The sequence below is a fragment of the Microbacterium sp. T2.11-28 genome, from assembly GCF_950097975.1.
GTDB lineage: Bacteria > Actinomycetota > Actinomycetes > Actinomycetales > Microbacteriaceae > Microbacterium.
Map to the genome: position 1 here is coordinate 813,105 of NZ_CATNHF010000001.1, position 17,723 is coordinate 830,827.

General features: G+C 69.5%; 18 protein-coding genes and 1 pseudogene. 8 read left to right on the top strand and 11 right to left on the bottom strand.

Translation table 11 applies throughout. The annotated features are described in order from the left end of the window. Nucleotides 1–27: 27 nt before the first annotated feature. From QQZ13_RS03925 to QQZ13_RS03940, 4 genes are all read right to left on the bottom strand, one after another. Complete coding sequence (locus QQZ13_RS03925; RefSeq protein ID WP_284527800.1) at nucleotides 28–1,074, bottom strand: DUF3048 domain-containing protein; 1,047 nt, start codon at nucleotides 1,072–1,074, stop codon at nucleotides 28–30. 28 nt (nucleotides 1,075–1,102) lie between these two features. Then, nucleotides 1,103–1,309 carry a cold-shock protein gene (locus tag QQZ13_RS03930; protein WP_144808649.1) on the bottom strand — a complete coding sequence of 69 codons (207 nt, stop codon included), beginning with the start codon at nucleotides 1,307–1,309 and terminating at the stop codon, nucleotides 1,103–1,105. 156 nt (nucleotides 1,310–1,465) lie between these two features. Beyond that, complete coding sequence (locus QQZ13_RS03935) at nucleotides 1,466–2,038, bottom strand: LytR C-terminal domain-containing protein (RefSeq protein WP_284527801.1); 573 nt, start codon at nucleotides 2,036–2,038, stop codon at nucleotides 1,466–1,468. Between the two features lie 9 nt (nucleotides 2,039–2,047). Continuing rightward, nucleotides 2,048–2,296, bottom strand: coding sequence for a DUF3263 domain-containing protein (locus QQZ13_RS03940; protein WP_284527802.1), 249 nt, complete (start codon nucleotides 2,294–2,296; stop codon nucleotides 2,048–2,050). Between the two features lie 113 nt (nucleotides 2,297–2,409). On the opposite strand from QQZ13_RS03940, the gene msrB reads away from it, so the two are divergent. Both msrB and QQZ13_RS03950 read left to right on the top strand, forming a co-directional pair. Continuing rightward, a complete protein-coding gene (msrB, locus tag QQZ13_RS03945; RefSeq protein WP_284527803.1) occupies nucleotides 2,410–2,811 on the top strand; it encodes a peptide-methionine (R)-S-oxide reductase MsrB in 402 nt (133 codons plus the stop codon). After that, nucleotides 2,808–3,350: pseudogene (locus tag QQZ13_RS03950) on the top strand (nitroreductase family protein); the annotation flags it as partial. The gene msrB and the pseudogene QQZ13_RS03950, both read left to right, overlap by 4 nt. Nucleotides 3,351–3,481: 131 nt before the next feature. Here QQZ13_RS03950 and QQZ13_RS03955 read toward each other — a convergent pair. The 5 genes from QQZ13_RS03955 to QQZ13_RS03975 form a co-directional block, all read right to left on the bottom strand. Beyond that, entirely contained in the window at nucleotides 3,482–4,414 is a 933-nt protein-coding gene (locus tag QQZ13_RS03955) for a DMT family transporter (protein ID WP_284528034.1), read from the bottom strand. Between the two features lie 344 nt (nucleotides 4,415–4,758). Next, a complete protein-coding gene (locus QQZ13_RS03960) occupies nucleotides 4,759–6,474 on the bottom strand; it encodes a glycoside hydrolase family 13 protein (RefSeq protein WP_284527804.1) in 1,716 nt (571 codons plus the stop codon). Nucleotides 6,475–6,532: 58 nt separating this feature from the next. Further along, nucleotides 6,533–7,354, bottom strand: coding sequence for a carbohydrate ABC transporter permease (locus QQZ13_RS03965; protein ID WP_284528035.1), 822 nt, complete (start codon nucleotides 7,352–7,354; stop codon nucleotides 6,533–6,535). A gap of 86 nt (nucleotides 7,355–7,440) precedes the next feature. Continuing rightward, nucleotides 7,441–8,367, bottom strand: coding sequence for a carbohydrate ABC transporter permease (locus QQZ13_RS03970; RefSeq protein WP_284527805.1), 927 nt, complete (start codon nucleotides 8,365–8,367; stop codon nucleotides 7,441–7,443). Continuing rightward, nucleotides 8,364–9,671: an ABC transporter substrate-binding protein gene (locus QQZ13_RS03975; RefSeq protein WP_284527806.1), complete on the bottom strand. Its 1,308-nt coding sequence runs from the start codon at nucleotides 9,669–9,671 to the stop codon at nucleotides 8,364–8,366. Before QQZ13_RS03975 ends, QQZ13_RS03970 begins: the two co-directional genes overlap by 4 nt. A gap of 110 nt (nucleotides 9,672–9,781) precedes the next feature. On the opposite strand from QQZ13_RS03975, the gene QQZ13_RS03980 reads away from it, so the two are divergent. Continuing rightward, nucleotides 9,782–10,990 (top strand): ROK family transcriptional regulator, encoded by a 1,209-nt coding sequence (locus QQZ13_RS03980; protein ID WP_284527807.1) that lies wholly within the window; start codon nucleotides 9,782–9,784, stop codon nucleotides 10,988–10,990. 322 nt (nucleotides 10,991–11,312) lie between these two features. On the opposite strand, the gene QQZ13_RS03985 is transcribed toward QQZ13_RS03980, so the two are convergent. After that, nucleotides 11,313–11,483: a PspC domain-containing protein gene (locus tag QQZ13_RS03985; RefSeq protein WP_284527808.1), complete on the bottom strand. Its 171-nt coding sequence runs from the start codon at nucleotides 11,481–11,483 to the stop codon at nucleotides 11,313–11,315. Between the two features lie 355 nt (nucleotides 11,484–11,838). Between QQZ13_RS03985 and QQZ13_RS03990 the strand changes: the two genes are divergently transcribed. From QQZ13_RS03990 to QQZ13_RS04000, 3 genes are all read left to right on the top strand, one after another. Continuing rightward, nucleotides 11,839–12,609 carry a hypothetical protein gene (locus QQZ13_RS03990; protein ID WP_284527809.1) on the top strand — a complete coding sequence of 257 codons (771 nt, stop codon included), beginning with the start codon at nucleotides 11,839–11,841 and terminating at the stop codon, nucleotides 12,607–12,609. A gap of 624 nt (nucleotides 12,610–13,233) precedes the next feature. Continuing rightward, entirely contained in the window at nucleotides 13,234–14,037 is an 804-nt protein-coding gene (locus tag QQZ13_RS03995; protein WP_284527810.1) for a PaaX family transcriptional regulator, read from the top strand. Between the two features lie 72 nt (nucleotides 14,038–14,109). Continuing rightward, nucleotides 14,110–14,607: a DUF3376 domain-containing protein gene (locus tag QQZ13_RS04000; RefSeq protein WP_284527811.1), complete on the top strand. Its 498-nt coding sequence runs from the start codon at nucleotides 14,110–14,112 to the stop codon at nucleotides 14,605–14,607. Between the two features lie 47 nt (nucleotides 14,608–14,654). Here the strand turns inward: QQZ13_RS04000 and QQZ13_RS04005 are convergent, their stop codons facing one another. Beyond that, nucleotides 14,655–16,106, bottom strand: a complete 1,452-nt coding sequence (locus QQZ13_RS04005; RefSeq protein WP_284527812.1) for a hypothetical protein — start codon at nucleotides 16,104–16,106, stop codon at nucleotides 14,655–14,657. Nucleotides 16,107–16,380: 274 nt separating this feature from the next. Between QQZ13_RS04005 and QQZ13_RS04010 the strand changes: the two genes are divergently transcribed. Both QQZ13_RS04010 and QQZ13_RS04015 read left to right on the top strand, forming a co-directional pair. Next, nucleotides 16,381–16,749 (top strand): hypothetical protein, encoded by a 369-nt coding sequence (locus QQZ13_RS04010; protein WP_284527813.1) that lies wholly within the window; start codon nucleotides 16,381–16,383, stop codon nucleotides 16,747–16,749. A 58-nt stretch (nucleotides 16,750–16,807) separates the two neighbouring features. Further along, nucleotides 16,808–17,710 carry a hypothetical protein gene (locus tag QQZ13_RS04015; protein ID WP_284527814.1) on the top strand — a complete coding sequence of 301 codons (903 nt, stop codon included), beginning with the start codon at nucleotides 16,808–16,810 and terminating at the stop codon, nucleotides 17,708–17,710. Nucleotides 17,711–17,723 lie beyond the last annotated feature (13 nt).

The following is a 17,723-nucleotide window of genomic DNA, read 5'->3' on the forward strand; positions in this document are numbered from 1 at the left end:
GCCGCCGAGCCGGGCCGCGCCCGGGGTCTAGAGGACGACCTTCACCGATCCGCGTTCCGGGACGAGCTCCACCCAGGTGTTACCCGGAGCCAGCGTCACCACCGCCCCGTCGAGGTCCTTCAGCACGATCGGGGTGTCGCGACTCTTCTTCGACCACGTGACGCGGATCGTGCGGCCGTTCGCCGAGACCGTGCCCTTGCCGGTGCCGATGAGCCGCGTGCGCGGAACGGTGCCGTAGTCGACGGGAACAGTCAGCGTCACCACGTTGCTCGCCCGCAGCTGTCCGCCCTCGGCGGAGCGGTCCTTCACGCCGTCCTGCCACCGGAGGTACCGCTGGGACTCGCCGTTCCAGCGCCAGGTGCGCTCGGACTGGGACGAGAAGACGATGTCGAGCCCCCGCGTCTTCCGGCCGTTCGCGCCGGCGGACGATGCCGCTGCGCTCTCCGCATACGCGAACTGCGCTGTGGGCGGATCGATCTTCTTGTAGGCGGCGCGCAGCTCCTGTGCCCGCACGACCACGTTGTGCGGCGCGCGCTTCGCAGACGATCGGAACATGTACCGGTCGTCCTTGCCGCCGTGGATGGACGTGTGGAGATCGGTCGCACGGATCATGTCGACGAACTTCCGCTTGCCGCCGGAGAAGGCGATGATCCCGCCGAGGGGCCCCACGATCTCCGGGTCCATGGGCCGGATGCTGCGGATCGGACCGATCTCCTTCGGCACATCCGAGAACCAGACGGCGACGTACCGCGTGATGCCGCCTTCGACGAGCTCCTCGAACACGATGTCCGTGTGCTCGAGCCCCCACTGCGGGCGCGCGTCCCAGTGGTTGTCGATCTTCGCGGCGAGCGCCGGGCCGGTGATCTCGGCCAGCGGCACCTCGGTCCCCCGCAGCGGCGATGCGCCGGTCGTGGGCGTGGGCGTCGGAGTCGGGGTCGGCGTGGGTGTCGGCGTGGCGGTGGCGGACGGCGTCGGGGACGGCGCGGCCTCGGTCTGAGGCGTGCAGCCGACCAGCGCCGCCGCCGCGAGCGAGAGGGCGGCGAGGGCGGCTGCGGGGCGTGGGGGAAGGTTCACCCGGGCAGGATAGCCGAGCGAGATGACGTCACGCCGTCACGACGCGGACCGACTCGGCCTGCGGGCCCTTCTGCCCGGTGCCGACGGTGAACTCCACCGTCTGGCCCTCTTCGAGCACGCGGAAGCCCGACATGTCGATGTTGGAGTAGTGGACGAACACATCCTGGCCGTCGACGACCGTGATGAAGCCGAAGCCCTTTTCGGCGTTGAACCATTTGACGGTGCCCTGCGTCATGTTTTCTTTCCCGTCATGCGAATCTCGTGAAGCGGTGGAACGTGGCAATGCTAACGACGCGCCCGGCAGCCGATCCGCCGTTCGCGCAACTGTTGACACGGCTGAACCGAAGTCTTCACACGCAGGAAACACGCGCCCGTCCGCGGGCGGAGGAGGTCAGTCCGAGGCGCCCGCGGCGCGGTCCAGTCCGAGGACGATGACGAGCTGCTTCAGTCCCTCGCCGTCCTCGTACGCCTCGCTGAACTCGATGTCCGCGCCGCCGATCGCCTGCGCGAGCCCGCGCGCGGCGCCCTCGTCGTCGGCGGCGGCGTAGAAGACCGTGGTCCGGTCGAAGTCCTGGGAGCCGGCATCGCCGACGGTGACGTCGTTGGCCGACCAGCCGGCGGCGATGACGTCGGCGCTGACGCTCGCTCCCAGCTCCGAATCCGTCGTGGCGTTGAGGATGAGGATCGTGTACGACGTGTCGACCACCGGTTGCGCGGTCGGCCCCGCCGTCGGCATGACGGCGCCGGTGGGTGCCGCGCCGAAGCGACCGCCCGCCCAGAGGGTCCCGACGATGCCCAGTCCGATCAGCACGACGGTGGCCACGGCCGCCCACAGGAAGATGCGCCCGCGTCGCATCCGCGGCTGCTCGGCGCGGTGGGCGCCCACTCGGCGGGCGTCGCGCTCCGTGGCGGACGTGATCTCGTCGAATCGGTCCGACGGGGGCGTCGGAAGGGAGCTCGGCATCCCCGAATTCTATCGGCCGGTCCCGGACGCCGCCGTCGCGGGCGCCGTGCGCGCTTCGCGCATCCGGCGCAGCCGGTGGACGAGCATCGGGTCGTACGCGAGGGCGTCCGCGTCGTCGACGAGGCGTCCCAGCAGCTGGTAGTACCGCGCGGGGGTGAGTGCGAGCTCGGCGCGCACCGCCTCCTCCTTCGCCGCCCCGTGCCGACCCCAGCGCGCCTCGAAGTCCAGGAGGACGCGGTCGCGATCGGAGAGGGGCACGCGTCCAGGGTAGGTGGCCCGATCCCTCCTCCCCGGCAGCGCCACTCGCGTCTGCCGAACCGGAACACCAGCGGCCCATCTCGGGTTGAATGGAGTGGACGTAAGGAGCCGTGATGACCTACAGCGTGAACAAGACCGACGAGCAGTGGCGCGAGGAGCTGACCCCGGAGCAGTATGCGGTGCTCCGCCAGGCCGGGACCGAGCGCGCCTGGACCGGCGAGCTGCTCGACGAGAGCCGCGCCGGCCTCTACACCTGTGCCGCGTGCGGAGCGGAGCTGTTCCAGAGCGGGACGAAGTTCGACTCCCACTGCGGCTGGCCGAGCTTCTACGAGTCGGTGCGCCCCGAGGCGGTCGAGCTCATCGAGGACCGCTCCCACGGCATGGTCCGCACCGAGGTGCGCTGCGCCACCTGCGGATCGCACCTGGGCCACGTCTTCCCCGACGGCTTCGGCACCCCGACGGGCGACCGGTACTGCATGAACTCGCTGTCGCTGTCGTTCAGCCCCGAGAAGTGACCGGCGCCCTGGAGGCCGTCCGCGCGCGACGGTCGTGGTCCAAGGTGACCGAGACGGCACCGACGCGCGCGGAGCTCCTGGTGCTCGTGTCGGCCGCGGGACGGGTGGCCGACCACTCGTCGCTACGGCCGTGGCGGCTCATCGAGCTGCGCGGCGACGACCGCGCGCGGCTGGGCGCGGCCATCGCCGAGGCGCAGGGTGACGACGAGCCCTCCGCGAAGCCGCTGCGCGCGCCGCTGCTGATCGCGGTCGTCGCGAGCTACCGGCCGAGCGAGAAGGTGCCGCGCTGGGAGCAGGAGGCGGTCGCCTCGGGCGTCGCGCACGTGCTGAGCCTGCTGCTGGACGAGGCGGGCTGGGGCGTCATCTGGCGCACCGGCGGGTACACCCGCTCGCAGGCGGTGGCACGCATGCACGGACTCGGCGAGGACGAGGAGCTGCTGGGCTGGCTGTACGTCGGCGGCAAGCCTGCGGGCGCCCGTCCGGGACGACGCAAGATCGTCGATGCGCGCACGAAGCTGCACCGCCTGCCGGCCGCCGCGGACCCTGCTTCCACGGAGCCCGGCGAGGAGAAGCCCGCGGCGACGGTCGGCAAGAAGGCGAAGAAGAAGGCGCGCAAGCGGGCGAAGAAGGCCGAGAAGAAGGCGCGCAAGGCCGAGAGGAAGGCGCGCGCTCAGGATTGACGGCGCCGGCGCCACGGCACGGCGGCGACCACGACCGAGGCGAGCGCGACCACCACGGTGATGAGCTCGACGATCCACCCCGGGCCCGCCGACGCGGGCCATGCCACATCGATCACGAGCGCGGTCAGCAGCTGTCCCGCGACGGCGCCGAGTCCGAGCAGCAGCACTCCCGTGTGCACGACGATGGCCGCCGACAGGAAGATGTAGAACACGCCCATGGCGCCGCCGGCGTACAGCCACGGCTCGGGCGGGAGGGCATCCGGGGCGCCGCCGACCACCGTGCTCACCACCGCTGCGGCCACCAGCAGCACGGTGCCGCCGATGAAGTTCACGAGCGTCGCGGTGAGGGGTGTGCCGACGCGCTGACGCAGGCGGCCGTTGGTCGCCTGCTGCCACGCGATCCCCACGCCGGCGATGAGCGGCAGCACGAGCATCCACAGCGGCACGCGCTCGAGCACCCCGCCCTGCAGCGACACCGCCACCGCCACGAGCGCGAGCGCCCCGCCCAGCACACGGGGCACGGTGACGGCCACCACGCCGGCGGGGCCGTAGCCGATGCGGTCGAGCACCAGCCCGTTGAGGGTCTGCCCCGCCACCACGCCGACGGTGAACAGCGAGACGCCGATCACCGCCACCGCGAGGCCCTGCGTGGCGACGGTGAGCGCGCCAGCGACCCCGCCCAGCAGCATCCACCACGGGATCGTCCGCTCGCGCATTCCCGCGCGCAGCGCCCGCACGCCGCGCCGCCCGCTCGGCAGGATCAGCGACAGGACGATCAGGATCAGCAGCCCCGAGCCGAAGGAGATCGCCGCCGCGACGAGTCCATCGCTCAGGCGCAGGCCGAGCTCGCCGTTGATCCGCGCCTGGGCGGCGGTCATCATCCCGATCAGGACGGCGCCCGAGAGCGCCAGCCAGGCCGGCATCCGCCTCTGTTCCGGTGTGGAGCTCACCGCACGAGCCTAGGCGAGGTCGTGCCCGGGCGAGGTCGGGGCGCCGCCGCACAACGAGAAAGAGCCTCGGCTCGCTCACCCCCCGATGCGCGAGCCGAGGCTCTTCTCGTTGCTGTGCACAGCACGAATTCCCGTGCTTCGGCTACTCCGTCCCCCCAGTTCGGGAGCGCCTGCGCGTTCGATTCACAGTATCCGGCGCCGGCGCCGCCGACGCCCATTCCGGCCGATCTGAGCTTTTCCTTGCACAATGCTGAGGTTCGCCGGCGGGCGCGCCGACGCGTCGAGGTTCGGACGCGCCGGGAGGGAACGCGACGGGACTAGTGCGTGGCGATCCACACCGTCGCCTCGGCCGGCACGACGGGTCCGCTCGCGTCCGCGCTGGCGAGCACGATGCCGCCGGCACCGGCCGCCAGTGCATCGGGCAGCCGGTAGTCGGCCTCGCCGAAGTTGGTCACGACGTGCCAGCCGCCGGGGCGGACGAAGTGGAGCACGTCATCGCGGCCGGTCTCGATCCATTCCAGCTGCTCGGGTCCCTGCAGGCGGCGGCGGAGGTGCAGCGCGCGGCGATACAGCGACAGCGTGGATGCCGGGTCGCCCTCCTGGCGCTGCACGGCGAACTCGCCGAACCACTCCGGCTGCGGCAGGTGCGACCCGTCGTCGCCGAACCCGAAGGCGGGCGCGTCCGGGCGCCACGGGAGCGGCACGCGGCACCCGTCACGGCCGATCTCGGCGCCCTGCGTGCGGAAGTACGTCGGGTCCTGCCGCTGCGCCGGCGCGATCTCCGACACCTCCGGCAGGCCGAGCTCCTCACCCTGGTACAGATACGCCGACCCCGGGAGTCCCAGGACGAACAGCGTCGCCGCCGTCGCGCGACGGTGGCCGCGCTCGGCGTCGACCTCGTCGCGGCTGCCGCCGTCCAGCAGCCACTGCGCGGCGCGCTTGGTCGGCGCGAGCCCGGGATCCTCCGCCCCGCGCAGGCCGTAGCGGGTGGCGTGGCGCACCACGTCGTGGTTCGACAGCACCCACGTGCTCGACGACGACGAGCCGTGCGTGCGCGCGAGGTTGTCCGTCACGATGCGACGGAACTCGGGCCCGTGGAACGCCGCCTCGAGCAGGTCGAAGTTGAACGCCTGACCGAGGCTCTCGGGACGTGCGTACAGGTGGATACGGGAGGGATCGACCCAGGCCTCGGCGACGGCGGTGCGCGGGGGGTCGTAGGAGTTGAAGACCTCCCGCCACTGCGCGTAGATCTCGTGCACGTCGTCGCGGTCGAGGAGCGGGTGGCTGCCGTCGCGCGGGAGGAGGTCGAGCTCGGCGCGCGAGGGAAGCGGCTCGGTGAGGTCCTTGGACAGCATGTGGGCCACATCGATGCGGAACCCGTCGACACCGCGGTCGGCCCAGAACCGCAGCGTGGTGACGAAGTCCTCGCGCACCTCGGGGTGATCCCAGTTCAGGTCGGGCTGCTCGCGGGCGAAGTTGTGCAGGTACCACTGACCGTCGTCGACCCGCTCCCACGCCGGACCGCCGAACGTCGACAGCCAGTCGGTCGGCGGCTCGGCGCCGCCGGGGCCCGTGCCCTCGCGGAAGATGTACCGCTCGCGTGCCGCGGATCCGCGCCCCGCGGCCAGCGCCTCCTGGAACCAGGCGTGCTGATCGGAGGTGTGGTTGGGGACGATGTCGACCACGACCTTGATCCCCCGTTCGTGCAGCGCCGCCAGCATCGCGTCGAAGTCCGCGAGCGTTCCGAGCCGCGGATCGACGTCACGGTAGTCGGCGACGTCGTACCCGCCGTCGGCGAGCGCCGACGGGTAGAACGGGCTGAGCCACACCGCGTCGATGCCCAGGCTCGCGAGGTAGCCGATCCGCGACGTGATGCCGGGCAGGTCGCCGATGCCGTCGGCGTCGGCATCGGCGAAGCTCCGCGGATAGATCTGGTAGACCGCGGCCTGCCGCCACCACGGCGGGGTCTCGTCGTGCGCCGCCGCGTCGAGGTCGGGGCGGAGGTCGGAGTCGAGGTCGAGAGGGGTGGTCACTGCGCGGTGCCTTTCCGAGGTGAGGGTGGGGTGAGGGATATCGTGCCGGACGGGGCGGTCAGCCCTTGACGGCGCCCTGGGTGACGCCCTCCATCACCCATCGCTGGGTGAAGAGGTACGCGATCAGGGCCGGGGCCATCGCCATGAGGTACGACGCGAACGACACGTTGTAGTTGTTGCTGAACTGCGTCTGGAACAGGTTCTGCCGCACCGGCAGGGTCTGGAGGGCGGGGTCGGAGATGATCAGCGACGGCATCATGAAGTCGTTCCACGCGTAGAGGAAGGCGAAGATGCCGACCGTCGCGCTCATCGGCGCCAGCAGCGGGAAGATCAGCCGCCAGAAGGTCTGCCAGGTGCTCGCCCCGTCGATGCGCGCGCTCTCCTCGAGCTCGATCGGGATCGACCGCAGGAACGCCGTGAACAGCAGCACGCTGAAGCTCAGCTGGAACATCGTGGCGAGGATGATCACGCCGAACGGGTTGTCGAGCCCGACCCGGCCCGTGAGCTGGATCTGCGGGAGCGCGACGACGGGGAACGGGATGAACATCGCCGCCAGCAGGTAGAAGAACGAGTAGCGGAAGAGGCGCCGCTCCCAGTTGCGGACGATGGCGTACGACGCGAAGGCGGCGAGGACGATCGTGGCGGCCACCGTGCCGGCGGTGACCAGGAACGAGATCGCCGCGCCGACGGGGAACTTGGTGAGCGTCCACGCCTGGACGAAGCCGTCGATGCTGAACGGCGCGGGCAGCGAGAACGCGTTGCCGTCGACGGCCTGTGCGCTCGTCTTGAAGGCCATGGAGATCGTGACGTAGAGCGGCAGCAGCACCGTGACGGCGCACAGCATCAGGACGATCGTCGCCGACCAGTTCACGCGCTCCATGCGGGGCGTCCCCCGGCGGCGGCGCGGCGGATCCACGGCGACGTCGGCCTCTTCGAAGGCCAGGGCCGGCTGGCTGGTGGAAGTGGTCATGAGAGCTGGTTCCTTCCGCGCGTGAGCGAGAGTTGGAGCACGGAGATCACGACGGCCACGATGAAGAAGATCGTCGCGTTGGCCATCTGGTAGGCGTAGTCGCCGCCGTTGAAGCCCGCGATGATCGTCATCGCGATGCTGCGGGTCGCCGTTCCCGGTCCCCCGTTGGTGAGGCCGACGATGATGTCGTAGGCGTTGAGGAAGCCCTTGAACCCGAGGATCACGTTGATCACGACATAGCCGGCGACGAGCGGCAGCGTGATGCGCAGCAGCTGCTGGCGCTTGTTCGCCCCGTCGAGGTCGGCCGCCTCGTACACGTCGCCGGGCACCGAGAGGAGGCCGGCGATGTAGATGAGGAGGGTGCCCGGGATCGCCTGCCAGGCGGTGACGATCACGATGGCGATCCATGCCAGATCGGCGTTGGCGAGCAGGCTCGTCTCCAGCCACGGCACTCCTACCGCCGAGCCGAGCGCGGGCACGGAGTTGGAGAAGAGGAAGTTGAAGACGTAGGCGATGATGATGCCCGAGATCACCATGGGGATCACGAACACGGTGCGCAGGCCGGTCTTGAACCGGATGCGCGCGGTCAGCGCGACCGCCAGCAGGAACGCGATCACGTTGACCACGATCACCGTGGCGATCGAGAACCCGAACGTGAACAGGTAGCTCTGCAGGATCGCCGGGTCGCTGAACAGGGCGATGTAGTTGGTGAATCCGATGAAGTTCCAGTCGCCGATGCCGATGGAATCGGTGAAGCTGAAGAAGATGCCGATCACCCCCGGCACCGTGATGGCGAGCGTGAACAGCACCAGGCTCGGCAGCAGGAACAGGTAGTAGATCGGCTCCACCCGCCGCTTCTTGTGAGCGAGGTCGCGGGGTCCGCGCCCCGCCCCTCCGGTGACGATCGTGCGGGTGGTGGTCATCTCGAGGTCTCCTTCGACTCTTCGGAAGACGGCACGGGCTGACGGAATGCGAGACGCGACCAGTCCCGGTCCATCGTGCGGAGGATCGACGACGGCGCGTCGCCGAGCACCATGGCCTGTGCGTAGTTGAAGACGGGGATCGTCTTGGGCACGAGCACCGACGGCCCCTGGTAGACCTTGCCGTCGGCGTAGTACTCCTGCATGCCGGCCACCCGCGGGTCGTCGGGCGGGGCGGCGTCGGCGAGCGGCGAGAAGCCCAGCTGCGAGGCGTTGTACGCGTCGATCACCTCCGGCTGATAGAGGTACTCGAGGAAGTCGCGGGCCGCCTCCTTGTGCCGCGACGCCTCGGGGATCATCGCGGCGAGGTCCATGTTCACCCGCACCGCGAGGTCTCCCGCGTCGTCGGTCATCGGAAGCGGGAACGTGCCCAGCTCCAGGTCGGGATCGATCTTCGCGATCTCCGCGAAGGCCCACGGCCCCTGGAGGTACATCGCCGCCTCGCCGCGGGCGAAGGCCAGGTTCCCGTCGCCGTAGGCGCGGCTGGCCGCGTCGTCGTTGACGTACTCGCCGGCGAGTTCGAGCATGCGCTCCATCGGCTCGGTGAAGTCCTTCTCGAACGAGACCTCGGAGGTCGCCCCGACGTCGGCGCCCTCGGCCGCCAGCCGGTCGAAGAACTCCAGGACCGGGAGCGAGCCGCCCACGGCGTAGTCGTACCAGCCCTGGGCGACGGTCCAGTCGTCCTTGAACGTCGCGTAGAACGGGGTGATGCCGGCGTCCTGCAGCGCGGTGCAGACCTCGATGAGCTCATCCCAGGTGGTGGGCACCTCGAGCCCCTGCTCCTCGAAGATCTGCGGGTTGTAGATGACCGACGCCGCCATGACCGAGTAGGGCAGCGCGCTCACCGTGCCCTCGCACGAGCCGTACTGGTCCATCAGCGGCTGGAGGTCCTCGCGCACGCTCCCCGCCGCGTCGGTCCCGGAGAGATCGCTGAGTGCGCAGCGCTGCACGAACCGCGCGACCTCGTAGTTGTAGTTGGCGAGCATGATGTCGGGCGGGTTGCCGCGCACGAAGCTCGCGGAGACGACGTCGACGCCCGAGGTGTCCATCTCGACGGTGACGCGATCCTGCGAGGCGTTGTAGTCGGCGACGGTCGCGGTCATGAAGTCGAGCGCCTCGCGCTTGCTGAAGGTGAAGCGGATCGTCTCGCGCCCGTCGCTCGAGCAGCCCGCGAGCATTCCGCCCGCGAGCACGAGCAGCGCCCCGGTGGCCAGCAGCCGGATCCTCCTGTGGTGTGCCATCGACATCCTCGTCTCTCACCGCATCGTCGCGGATATATGGTCGCCTATTAGATTTACTCGTCAAATCAATGTCTGCACGGCAGTATTGCAGCAGCAGAAAGTGAAGGTCAAGACCCTTGTCCACTCCCCTCGGAACCACGGCGACCCGCCCGGCGAGCCTCGACGCCGTGCTTCGGCACGCGTGGCAGGCGCGCGAGTTCACGGCTTCCGAGGTGATGGCGGCCACCGGGCTCACCCGGTCGACGGCGATCGAGGCGATGGACACCCTGGCCGAGATGGGGCTGCTCGAAGAGCTCCCCAACGCGCGCCTGGCGGGCGACTACCGCAAGGGACGCCCCGCCCGGCGCTTCGCGCTCAGGGCGGATGCCGCCGTGCTCCTCGGCGTGGACGCCGGACACGCCCGCATCACGGCGACCGTCACCGACCTGCGCTCGCGCGCGCTCGCCTCGCACGAGACCGCACATGAGATCGACAGCGAGGGGCCCGATGCGCGGCGCGGCGCCGTGCTCGCGACGATCGACGAGGCACTCGCGCGGGCGGGCCGCACCCGCGGGGACGTCCTGGCCGTGGCCGTCGGGGTCCCGGCCCCGGTGGATGCCGCGGGGCGCTCGCCCCGGCACCCGCACAGGTTCTGGGAGCGGATGAACCCCGGCCTGGCCGAGGCGCTCGATTGGGCGCCCATCGTCCGCATCGACAACGACGCGTCACTGGCCGCCGTCGCCGAGGGGGCCGTGGGCGCGGCCACCGGGTGCACCGACTACATCACGCTGCTCGCGGGTGACCGCCTGGGCGCCGGCGTCGTCGTGGACGGTCACCTCCTGCGGGGCTCGCACGGCGGCGTGGGCGAGATGGTCGCGTTCGACCACGTCGAGGGCGTCGGATCGGCGCACGGCCTCGGCGCCATGGCGGCCACGTGGGCCCGCGCAGCCGTCGACGAGGGGCGGCTCTCCCCCGACGGCGCGCTCGCCGGACTCTCCAGCGACGACCTCGACGGCCGCCGGGTGCTGGAGGCGGCCGCCGCCGGCGACCCGGACGCGCGCGAGATCGCTGCGCGCGTGGGAGGAGCGCTCGCCCGGATCGTCAGCGTGCTCGGCAGCATGTTCGACCCGCAGCGCGTGGTGGTGTCCGGGGCCATCGCGGCCGGCATCGACGACGTCGTGCGCGCGGCGCGGCTGGCCCTCCCCACCGACCTGCACCTGCCCGCGCCCGAGCTGGTCGTCTCGACGCTGGGCGCGGACGTCGTCGTCACCGGGGCCGTCTGGGCCGCTGCCGACGCGGCGCGGACGGCCGCTCTCGACGTATGGGCGTCCCGCCGCGCCGGCTGACGCGCCTCGGGGCGGCAGTCGCTCACGGCGTCGGGCAGGCGCCGCGCTCCCCGACGATTTCGCACCCGGTCGTCACGCCTGTGCTCCGGCAGACTTCTCCTGCGCTCCCGCAGACCCTTCCGGCGGCGTGGACGAGGCATGGTGGACAGGGTGCCTGCGCTCGAGCGCGGCTCCGATCGCTGGTGGCGGCCGCCGCCGGAAACGCCGAGACCGGCCGGCGTCTCCGTGTCGAGGTCCTGGCGGCTCCGCTGCCGCAGATGCGCTTCTCGGTGCCGTCATCCGGCGTGCGCTGAGCCGTGAGGACTTCGCGTTCGCCGTCGCGCTAGAACTCGGTCGTCGTGGGGACGAGCACCCACAGCACGATGTAGACCGGGATCGCCACCGAGGCGATGAGCACCGCGGACAGCCGGACAGCGAGCGGCGGGAGGCCGAGCTGGCGAGCGAGGCCACCGCACACGCCGGCGATGAGTCTGTCCTTCGTTGCTCTGCGCATGGCGCTACCTCGGCTTCCGGGCCCCGACGCCCCCACACGGCTCACGGTACTAGGAGCGCGGGAGTTTCGCTCCTGCGAGCGCACACCACGGTCGCACGGGCATGACGAGGGTTCGGTGGGCTGTTAGCAGAACCTGTCCTGGTGCGGATCGCGGGCATCCGGGGTTCCTGCGTTTCCTGTAGACGGTTCCTGTTTTTCCTGTAGAGCGGGCACAGTGATGGCCCCTGCCGAACGAGGCCCAGGACCGAGAGGCTCTGGTGGGAGTCGCGGTGCACCGAGAATGGCAGAGCTGACTTAGCGAGATCATCACCGGACGTCCGGTGTCGCTCGGATAGATTGCGCTAGCGTGCGGCATGTGGACGCTGCCGAACTTCCCTGGTCATTGGTATCTATCGCGCTGGCAGCACTTGCTGGCGCAGGGTTGAACCATGCGTTTGGTCGTCGCGCGGAGTCGATGCGCGCCCTACGAGAAGCTCGCACCGAGTGGGCCGTCGACGCAATGGCGTTCCGTGACGCGAACCTCGAGGACGTCGTGATGAAAATCTACGCACGTCCGGAAGCACCCGAAGTCAAACCGGCGCTGAGAGTCATTGACCCTCGTGGCGCTCGATATGCGTACACGCTTGTGATCGTGCAGGCATCTGCCGAACGCCAGATCGCTGACCAGTGGTTCGGCGGCAATGGTATCTACAGCACAATCACGCCGCCACAACTGCGTAGGCTCGGACGACTCATGGAACGCACAATCGCACTGTGGGCTCAGGCAAGTTGGCGCATGCCGTTGTGGCGCCTACGCCTAGTCACCTGGTGGCTCGTCCGACGTGAACAGCTGTGGACGGAGTACATGCATGGCGAGCTAAACGCCGGGCACCAGCGAGCCACCAACCGCGCGGACGCGGCAAGCTTTCGCAAGTACGCCCGCGCCCGCAGGCGGGAGGTACGTCGTTCCCGCCGACGCCAGAAGCCAACCGGCGCGTTCATCGATTGCTCGACGTGCGGACGGCCCGCCTACCAGGAGCAGAGCGAACTGTTGACGCTGGAAGATGGTGCGGAGGTTGTGCGTGATACCTATCGGTGCAAGAAGGGCCACGAGACGTCATCGGAGCAACCGTTCGAGGTGGAATAGTCACCCTCGGCGCCATGACGCGCGGGAAGTCGAACTGTTGTGGTCCGGAACGAGACCGCTGACCAGGACGATCCGACGGGATCAAAGCGTGATCTTGTCGGCAGGTAGCAACGCCGGGTGAAGAACAGGGGCAGTGGAATGTTGCCGACGCGGGCGACCTCCACGAGTTCGGTGAACTTGATCTCGCCGTTCTCGAGCGCGTGACGGTAGGCCGCCCGTTCGCTAGCGACCGAGTTGTCGAGAAGCGCGACGAGCACTTCCCGTTCGATCTCGACTCGGTCCCCACCGAGAGTGACGTGAACCTGCATAGCTCCCCCAGAACTGGCTCTCGTTCACTATGTCCCGGTCAGCCTGGGCGATCACCACGACACGCCCTACCCCGCCCCGGCGGGCACTGTTCCTGAAGCAACCGTCAACCGCTCGGACAGCATTGCCGTGCTGTCGGAGGGGACTTCGTCGCTGACCATCAGCGAACGTAGCACCTACGCCGTTCAAGCACGTGCTCCCCCCGACCGGAACCGTTAGAGACTGGTAGGTGCGGAGACTGACCGAGGCGACCGCAACTGCCTCGGTGTCTTTTGACTGATTCGAGTGCCACGCAGCTCGAGAACGGAGCATCACCCTGTGACATCCCGTGTCGCGCCAAGGACCGTCGTCGAGTCGCTCCTCCCCGCATCGGGCTCGATCGCGTTGCCAGACGTGTATCGCGTGAGCGCGATGGCCGGGCTGGAGGAGCAACCGGTCCGGCTCGCGATCCGCCGACTCATCCTGGCAGGCGACCTCAGCCAGCACGGCCGTGGACGCAGCGGATTCCTCGAAGCCACGCCGACGGGGGCGGCGCGTCTGTCTCGCGACCGCGAACGCATCGATCTCGCGTTCGCGCAAGACGCCGGCGACGTCAAGTGGGATGGGCGATGGCACCTGCATGCAGCACGAGTCTCGGGGCAATCGCGACCTCTACAAGACCGCATCGTGCGCAACCTGGTCACAATCGGCGGCGCTCCACTCTCCATGGGGCTGGTCGTCTGCACGCGCGACCTGACCTCGGAGGTTGCCGATGATTTCCGCCCATACCTCGCGAGCGCATCGTCCGATGATCTGAGCGTTCACGGTGTGAGCGAACCGCGGGCACTCGCAGAGCTGCTCTGGCCGTCGGAGCCGACAATCGCGCGGTACCCCACCACCACTGACGTCATCAAGCACGGTGATGAGAGCTCAATCGCATCCCCGGAGCTGAGAGCGCTCCTCCTAGCGACTTCACTGCTGAAGGCGGTTCGCTACGACCCACTTCTGCCGTCCACGCTCCTGCCGTCACCGTGGCCACCGACCGAGATGCGCCTGACCTGGCGCGCCCGCTGGGACGACCTCCGATCGAAGACGACATTCGACATCTACCCGGACTGGCTCCGCGAACGCGCTTGGGCCTGAGCCGAGCGCGGACTGGGCTCTCAGAGGCGGAGCACGGCGATGCCTCGTCGTCCAGCGTGGGAGGCTGGGGGGATGGCTTCGAAGCATCCTCCCCGGGACTACGCACCCCAGCCGGCCCGGTTCGGTGAGCACGCTGCTCGCCGTCTGTGGGGTCCCCTTCCGGAGGATCCGCTGGAGCGTGCGCGGAGTCGCGCGGCGCAGGTGCAGGATGCCGCGGTGGGGCAGATCCTCGCCGGGCTGAAGGCAAAACGGTTCACCCGTAAACAGTTGAAGGAACGCACCGGGTGGGGAAGTGAGCGGCTGTCCCGGTACATGACGGGGCAGGCGCCGATCCAGCTGGACGATCTGATGTTGTTGTTGGATGCGGCGGGGATTCCGTTCGCGTCGGTCGCGTGGGTGTCGACGGAGGAGCAGTTCCGGGAGCGTCAGCGGCTGACGGATATCCAGGGGTATCTTGCGGGGCTGCAGCAGCAGGTGGGCGTGGAGCTGGCGCAGGTTCACCGGGCGAGGGATCAGTCCTTGTCCAGCTCGTCGCCCCCTACGGTGCGCGGTTTGCCTCGGGTGCGGTGAAACGGCGAACGGGCCGCCCGGTGGGGCGGCCCGTTCTGGTTGGTGGGTCAGGGAGTATCGGTCGGTGCGGATCGTTCGTGGTGTGCGGGGCGAGTGGCCGGGCATCGCAAGACCTGCGTGTGAGGTCGCTCACCTACCGGTCGGCTGTTGACGGCGGCCCAGTCCCGGATGGTGTCCGTGTTGGCTCGGAGGACCTCCATCACGCTGAGGATGCCGTTCGCGGCGATGCCACGCGCCCGCCGCCGTTCCAACGTGGGTCGCTGGTTCAGTCGGGTGAACGCGGCCTCGATCGCGTTGCGCTCGAGCTTGGCTCGGTGCTCTGCGACCGCCGTAGCCACCGCTGCCGGAATCGGGGGAACACGCCAGACACCGTCGACGCGAGGCGAAGGCTGGGAGGCTGCGCGGTGACCAGCACACCGGTGCGTGCTAGGGGACGACGCCAGCGACGCGTAGCGCGGCGGCACCGCCGGTGCGTACAACGCGCCGGCGACCACGGTGGCGGGCTGAGCCGCCGCACGGTGGAAGGGGAACTCTCGATCCTTCGGCGCCCAGGCGGCAGCGGTGTGCACGTCCGGCAGGACACCACGGTCGGCTCCCCGTCCCGTTGCGCGGAGGTGGATACCGCGAGCGGCGATGTGGGCACGAACGTCGGCGGCAGAGGTATCCGGCAAGGTCACAGCGCCGCGGACGGTGAGCCCGATGATGAGCTCCGGGACAGCGCGGCGCGACCGCCTGCTCCCGGGGACGAGGACAGCGAGCTCGTCACCGTGCCCGTGCTCGCGGCGCGCGCTGCTGGGGTCGCGGGGAGCGTCGCCTGGCTCGGCGGGCATGGGCGAGGCGGGGTTCTTTGTGTATCGGTTGCCCGGTCGCGTGCGGCGTCGGCGGGGCAGTTCGGTTGCTGCGTGCGTGTGGCTGCGGGAGTCGACGGCGACGCGAACGCCGTCCGGGCTGACGACGGGCAGGAAGCCGTCGAGGTGTGCGTCGATCAGCCGGTTGGCGACCTTCGCGACCCGGGCACGTGTGACCGTGGCCTCGTCGCTACGTGTGGGATCCGCGTTCGCGGCGGCGATCACCCCGGCCCGCGGCGCCGTGAACATCGGAGACGGCTCGATGGCGCGGAGGACGCGTCGCACGGCACGCGCCACGGTGGCGTAGTCGCTGACGAAGTCTTCGGGGATCTGGAGGAACGTGCGCGATGCGGGCGTCAGCCGCTTGAAGAATCCGGCGTGGAGTCCGGCGACGGTCAGACCGCGCCCTTCCAGTGCGACCGTGATCCAGCCGATGAGGACCGTGCGGTGCGACAGCACCGACGGGCGGCTGCGGCGACCGTCTTCGCGGTCCCACCGGTCGAGGAGGTCGACGACCCCGGAGCGGTCGATGACGCGTGCGGCGCGCTGAACCAGAGCGTGAGCGAGGGGTGCGCGGCGCGGGAGGACCGCGTCGGCGCCCTTCTGGGTGGACAGGGACAGGGGGGCGATGGGGCCGTTGTGGCCAGTCATGTTTTCCATGCTTGTCCTGTACGAGGGCGGATCAGAGACTCAACACGACATTGAGCCGATGAATCATTGAGAGATTTATGTTGCGCTCTTGAGTCAGTAGAACGGGCCGCTGAGCCTGTTTACGTCGCTGAGTCGGCGAATCGCGAAGGCCGCAGACGCGGCTGGTGACGGGTAACGAATGTCGATGAGTCGGCGGCTTTGCGAGAGCCGCGCCCGTTACGTTCGCGTGGTGAGAGCACCAGGTGGAGGCGGGAACGTTCGATCCTCGTCGCGGATGCCGAGGATCGTCGGCCCCTGTTACACAACCGCGAGCATTGCACGGACTCTCCATCTCACCACCGACGACGTCCAACGCATGGCGGGAGCCGGGGACCTACTCGCCCTCACCACCGCCGACGGACACACCGTCTACCCGTCGTTTCAACTCGACCACGGCGTCGTCGTTGAGCACCTCGGCGATGTTCTTCGCATTCTCCGCCACGGCATCGACGACCCCTGGGCCTGGGCGCTCTGGCTCACGGGCCACCCCTCCTCCCCCACGCCAGGGTTCACGCCCCCGTCTCGTGTTGAGCAGCTGCGCGCTGGCGAGGCGCAGACTGTCCTCGTTGCCGCCGAGCACACCGCCTACGCGTGGCGATCGTGAAAGTCACCTCTCACGTCCGCAGTCGATCTTCGAGGACGCAGCATGAACGAGGGCCGCGATGAGCGCGCGCGCCGACGAACGCTTCCGCCCTGTCGTGGCAATCGACATCGACGGTGTCCTTCGGCTCGCGGTCCCACCAGAAGGCCCGGGGCCGGAGGGGGCGTACCCGGTGGAGATGACGGTGCGCCGCAACGCGTACCCGGACGCCTACCACCGGCCGCCGCGCTGGGGTCGGGATGGCACCGTAACGAGCACGTACTGGTTGTCGGGGATCGGGGCGGACTGGATCCGGTCGCTGCTGGCGCGTGGGGTCGAGGTGGTGTGGGCGACGACGTGGCAGGAGTACGCGAACGTGTACTTCGCCCCCGCGCTCGACATCCCCGCGTTGCCGGTCGCGACCACGGGCAAGGAGGTCCACGGGTGGGACTCCTCGGACTGGAAGAGCGTGCGGCTCCGGGAGCGATTCCCGGGACGGCCGATCGTGTGGGTCGATGACAACCCGGTCTCCGCCGACAAGTACGCGATCGACGAGATGCGCGCCCCGCACGATCGCGCGCTCGCATACTTCCAGTTGATCTTGAATGCCCGGGAAGGGATCCGCGCCGACCACATCCAGACGGTCGAAGAGTGGCTCGAGCTGGCATCCACGATCGAGGGTCACCGGGAGCTTCGTCGTCGCCGGCACAGGAATCGGCAGTACTGGAGGCGACTGTGGGATCGGAACCGTCACGGCACCCTCGCGCGCGCGGCCCGTTGGAAGCGCGCTAACAAGTTCATACGGACACTTGTTCCGGACGGTCGACCTCACCTGCACTCGCAGCTCGCGGACTACATGCGCGACCACACCGAGCCGGACGCCACCGAGCTCCACTTCCTCGTCGAGTACTGGTGGCGCGACGACCTCGGCGACCAGGACGCCGCGGTCGACGCGATCGAGCAATGGTTCAAGGACAACCCGTGACGCGCGAGGTGGT

Excerpts from the sequence above, each read along its gene's own strand:
- QQZ13_RS03930 (WP_144808649.1), bottom strand. The coding sequence starts at position 1,309 with ATGACGCAGGGCACCGTCAAATGGTTCAACGCCGAAAAGGGCTTCGGC.
- QQZ13_RS03935 (WP_284527801.1), bottom strand. The coding sequence starts at position 2,038 with ATGCCGAGCTCCCTTCCGACGCCCCCGTCGGACCGATTCGACGAGATC.
- msrB (WP_284527803.1), top strand. The coding sequence starts at position 2,410 with ATGACCTACAGCGTGAACAAGACCGACGAGCAGTGGCGCGAGGAGCTG.
- QQZ13_RS03955 (WP_284528034.1), bottom strand. The coding sequence starts at position 4,414 with ATGCCGGCCTGGCTGGCGCTCTCGGGCGCCGTCCTGATCGGGATGATG.
- QQZ13_RS03965 (WP_284528035.1), bottom strand. The coding sequence starts at position 7,354 with ATGGAGCGCGTGAACTGGTCGGCGACGATCGTCCTGATGCTGTGCGCC.
- QQZ13_RS03970 (WP_284527805.1), bottom strand. The coding sequence starts at position 8,367 with ATGACCACCACCCGCACGATCGTCACCGGAGGGGCGGGGCGCGGACCC.
- QQZ13_RS03975 (WP_284527806.1), bottom strand. The coding sequence starts at position 9,671 with ATGTCGATGGCACACCACAGGAGGATCCGGCTGCTGGCCACCGGGGCG.
- QQZ13_RS03985 (WP_284527808.1), bottom strand. The coding sequence starts at position 11,483 with ATGCGCAGAGCAACGAAGGACAGACTCATCGCCGGCGTGTGCGGTGGC.
- QQZ13_RS04000 (WP_284527811.1), top strand. The coding sequence starts at position 14,110 with ATGGCTTCGAAGCATCCTCCCCGGGACTACGCACCCCAGCCGGCCCGG.
- QQZ13_RS04005 (WP_284527812.1), bottom strand. The coding sequence starts at position 16,106 with ATGACTGGCCACAACGGCCCCATCGCCCCCCTGTCCCTGTCCACCCAG.
- QQZ13_RS04010 (WP_284527813.1), top strand. The coding sequence starts at position 16,381 with ATGCCGAGGATCGTCGGCCCCTGTTACACAACCGCGAGCATTGCACGG.
- QQZ13_RS04015 (WP_284527814.1), top strand. The coding sequence starts at position 16,808 with ATGAGCGCGCGCGCCGACGAACGCTTCCGCCCTGTCGTGGCAATCGAC.